This window comes from Winogradskyella aurantiaca (genome assembly GCF_003362725.1).
In the GTDB taxonomy this organism is placed as follows: Bacteria; Bacteroidota; Bacteroidia; order Flavobacteriales; family Flavobacteriaceae; genus Winogradskyella_A; species Winogradskyella_A aurantiaca.
The window spans coordinates 1-4,558 of the sequence record NZ_QKTV01000011.1; the positions used below are offsets into that span (position 1 = coordinate 1).

At 37.1% G+C, this 4,558-nt stretch carries 1 protein-coding gene; it reads right to left on the reverse strand.

Features of this window, described 5'->3' with window-relative positions; translation table 11 throughout:
* The coding region (locus DN064_RS14030) for an HYR-like domain-containing protein (RefSeq protein ID WP_449441486.1) at positions 1–4,156 on the reverse strand (4,156 nt) is incomplete at its 3' end.
* Positions 4,157–4,558: the final 402 nt, after the last annotated feature.

A 4,558-nucleotide genomic window follows, 5' to 3' on the forward strand; every position in this document is an offset into this window, starting at 1 on the left:
AAAGCTGAACTTCAATTACAAACCCACAATCCTCAATACCACTTACTCTAAAGACATCATTAAGACCATCGCCATTGGCTGTTACAGTCTTTGAGATAATCACATCTTCTGCACCACAAGAAAGAACCACACAATTGTCAATTGTAATATTCAGATTTCTTTCAACAGGACACGATACATCAGTGAGAGCGTAGTTAAAGGTATAAACTGAATCTTCTTCAATGCTACCTGGGTCAAATACACTTCCAGTTAACAAGCTTGGATCTCCATCAACTACTGTCCAAACACCATTAGTATCAAATTCACCTTGAAGGAAGTTGAATAGATCAACGGGGCCATCTACATTACAAATTCTTGAGTCAAAGGCCTCAATAGTGTTAACAATTTGAACACTAACTGTTTGAGTATATTCTGCTGAATTCCCACATTCGTCAGTTACAGTCCACGTTCTGAAAATTTCAAAATCATTAAAAGTATTAGACTGACTATCATCTTCAGTGAACACAACTTCTATATTCTCAGAACAACTATCAGAAAATACTAATTCTGGTACTTCTGGTATTTCACCACATTCTGCGCTTATATTGGTTTCAAGATCACTCTCTAATACCGGAGCAGTTTCGTCAATTACAGTAATTGTTTGAACATGTTCTCTTTCGTTACCACAGGCATCACTTGCTGTCCAAATTCTAACAATTTCATAAGAACAGGTACCATCAGTAATAACTTCTTCAAATTCAACGGTAGCATCACTACAAGCATCAAATGCTGTTAAGTTTACTGCATTTGGTATAGCATCACATTCAACGCTTATGTCGGACGGTAAGTTTTCATTAAATACTGGTGCTTCATTATCAATGACAGTAATAGTTTGAGTATGTGAAGTCGAGTTTCCACAGAAGTCTTCTGCTGTCCAAGTTCTTACAATATTATAGCTGCTACATTGATTATTTGTCGGTGTAGTGCTAGAACCACATCCATTTAAAGTACTGACCCCATCTACGTCAAATCCATCTCCGCCACCAGTTGTAGTATCTGTAATTCTTATGAATAAAACAAATTCCAATCCTGCACCGCTGATATCTACATCTTCATCTCGGCAGATTTCAACTAAACTAACCCATGTATTTCCGTCTTGAGAAACCTCAATTAGGGCATTTTCATTATTATTTCCTGAGCAGTTGTCCTGACCAAAAGAGGTTTCATCAATAGCGATGTCATTACCCGCTTCGTCATAGATTGGTCCACCCATCTTCAATGTAATACTCCCTCCAATTCCAAGTGAAACAAATCCACCAGGTTCATTTGAACCATCAGGTTGGCCTAGGGCTTTGTTTGGATCAGTTCTATCTTCAGGAATAGAACCGCCACTTGATGTTGTAGTAGGGCCGTAATCAATAACTTCAGTAGCATAGCATACTTCTTGTGTATTTGTTTCGTCAGACTCTGTAGTATCCTCTTCAAGTACAGTTTCTTCTTCAAAAACCACAGTTACATTATTACAATTATCCTCAGCAGTTAGTACTTCTGGTTCAGGAATTTCATCACAATTGACAGTAATATCTTGAGGTAATTCCGCAAAGTTATTTCGATCTGACGAAACAGAAATATCGTCAAGCAAGTTACCAACAGAAGGGGTAGATCCTGTCAAGGCCTGAAAAAGAATCATGGTAGACTCTTGACCCTCTGGTACAACATAAGACACTATATTTTCTTTCCACCCATCAGCATTGGTAACGGAATAAACGCCTAGAGAAGTCAAATTATTAAGATCAGATCCTGCGAATAACTCAAGCGAATCTACAATATCATTAACACGACGTTTTTTATGGAAGAATTGAACAGTCAATTCAGCACCAGGTACTGTACAAAATGATTGATAAAGATCATCCAGTCCTTGCCCATTTAATTCAAAATGAAAATTACCATTATGAGAAAAAGTACCATTGACCTGACCAGATCTCTGGATTTCAATGGTATTGTGTGTAGCCGTAGTACTCCAGCCTGGAATATTCTCTTGTTGAATTTGTTCAAATGAAATAATTCCATTGAACTGGATAGCCTCAAAAGCACCATTTACAAGTTCGGTGTGACATGCGTCTTCTTCATCCGTCAACACAAAAACAGGAGCTTCCTCATCGATCACTGTAATGGTTTGAGAAAACTCAGAACTATTACCGCATGCGTCTGTTGCTGTCCAAGTTCTAATGATAGCACAATCGTCATCTGAAGGTGATTCAACTACTTCAACTGTGACTTCTCCACAATTATCTGTTGCTGATAATAAGGTAAGATCCGGCAGGGCATTACAATCTGCTGTAATATCACCAGGTAGTGGTAAATCAAAAACCGGAGGGGTTACATCTATCACATTAATCGTTTGAACACTAATAGCTTCATTTCCACAATCATCTGTAAACGACCAGGATCTCGTTATTGTAAATGCATTACCACATTCTCCATCTGAAATGGTATCCGTTGGAACACCTATAATCTCGCCACTACAATTGTCTTGTGCAGTAAATGGTGTGATAGGAGCTTCTCCATCATAGTCTTCACAATTAATTGATAATTCTTCTGGTATAGATTCTGCAATTGGTGCTGCTGAATCAATTACTTTTATTATCTGAACAGCCTCAATACTTCTTCCGCAATTATCAGTTGCTGAAAATGTACGCTCAATAGTTACACCACAAGCATTGCTATCAGGGCTGATGGCGTCTATGTAAGTAAGTTCTACCACATTGTCAAGACTAGGTAAAATCTCATAGTTCTCAGCATTGTTAAAAGCTTCAGCCACATTACCTGATTGAACTGTGTTAAAGTTAAAGACAGAAGTCTCACTAGTCAAAGCTACTTCTGTACACCCTTCAATAGTTACTTCTTCTGGAAAAACTAACTCTAAAGGTTGAATTCCAGTTCCAGTAGGGTCGCCAATAACGGCGGTATCTGTATCGTTTGAAGATATGGGATTGTCTAAATTGTCAATACCAATAATGGCTTGATTCATAATCTGTTCATCCGGAAAATCACAATTAATAAAAACATCAATTTGAAATGTAGAAATACCGATAGGAATATTATTTAAAACTAAGTCCGTTTGTGTTTGCCCGTTACTTGTTCCAAAAATGGTCATTTCGGTTGAGATATTGTAAGGTTCTGAATTGAATACAAGACCATCTTGAAGGACATCTTGGAAAAAGATGTTGTGTAGGGTTTGAGCTGTACGATTAAAGATTTTAAATGTGTAGGTTATCGTTGTATTTAAGCCGGCGGTTTCTGGACCATCTTTGTCAATTGCTAATGTAAAAGGACATGATGCACCGTCATTAACTGACACTGAAGGTCCAGTACCTAATTGTGTTACGACACCAGTTTGTAGATTAAAATCTACTAGAGCTTCCTGACCACCAGAGATGGTAGTGTTATCACCATAACCAATTAACTGACCGCTTGGTAGGAAATATAAGGCTCCAAAGGTTCCAAATTCACTTGTATTAGCTTCTGGACCAATAACAGATACAGTCTGGTTTAATATATCAAAGGTATTTAACTGACGTTTTCCTTGATCCCAACCGTAAATAAGATCGTTATCAGGATTAATAGCAATGTCAGAAACATTAATTCCTGTGCTCATCACAAGAGTGGTTTCAAGGGTGTTTAAGTCGACCTGAAATAATTTCTTAGAACCTCCAGTGACATAATAATTACCTTCTTTATCAAATACACCCGCTACATTAGAACCGCTTATAGCGCCAGTTAAGTTTCCTAGATAGGTTACTTGTCCTGTTCCGCTCATTCGATAGAATTGATATGGAGACGACGGATTAATAAAATAAAACTGATTGTCATCAGGATTCACACCAAGTGAATTTACAGAAGAACTGCTTGGAATGGCATAATCATCAGGACCATCTGATACTGATAAATTTGCTATAAATTCAAAAGTTACTGCAATCGGATCTACTTTGTAAAGTGCAAAGTCTCCATTTTGTCCTTCACCAGGAATATTTTGACGTAGTCTAATAGTTTGAAAATATGCATCGGCACCGCACTGGACGAGGTCTTGTCCATAAATAGTAGTGCTTAATAAAAGCAGAATTGCAAGGCAGGCATTGTTACACTTTAAAGACCATTTTTTTGTATTTTTTTTCATGGCTCTTGGTTTTAAGATTTAGGATCAGTAATTAATTATAGCAATAACAGATTACTGTGGGTTGTTCTTAATTTTAAATTTTTGAGGGGGGGGTACGCTTCTTAAAGCGTAGGGAGGATTAATTAATGGGGCTTATTGATATTAGCCACAAATGAATGCATACAAGGGGATTAAGGCAAAAAACAGTGTTAAAACAGGGAAAATAATCGATAAAAGGAATGAATATGTCAAAATGTTAGATGTAGGAATTATTAAGACATGGTTTAGTCCTAAATAACCAAAAACCCCCACTGTTGTGGGGGTTTTTTAATATATGTGTATTTGTAGATTATTTTTTAAGGATGTAGAAGTAAGATCGTCTGTTAAGTTGGTGTTCTTCTTTAGAACACTTAACGCCATTAC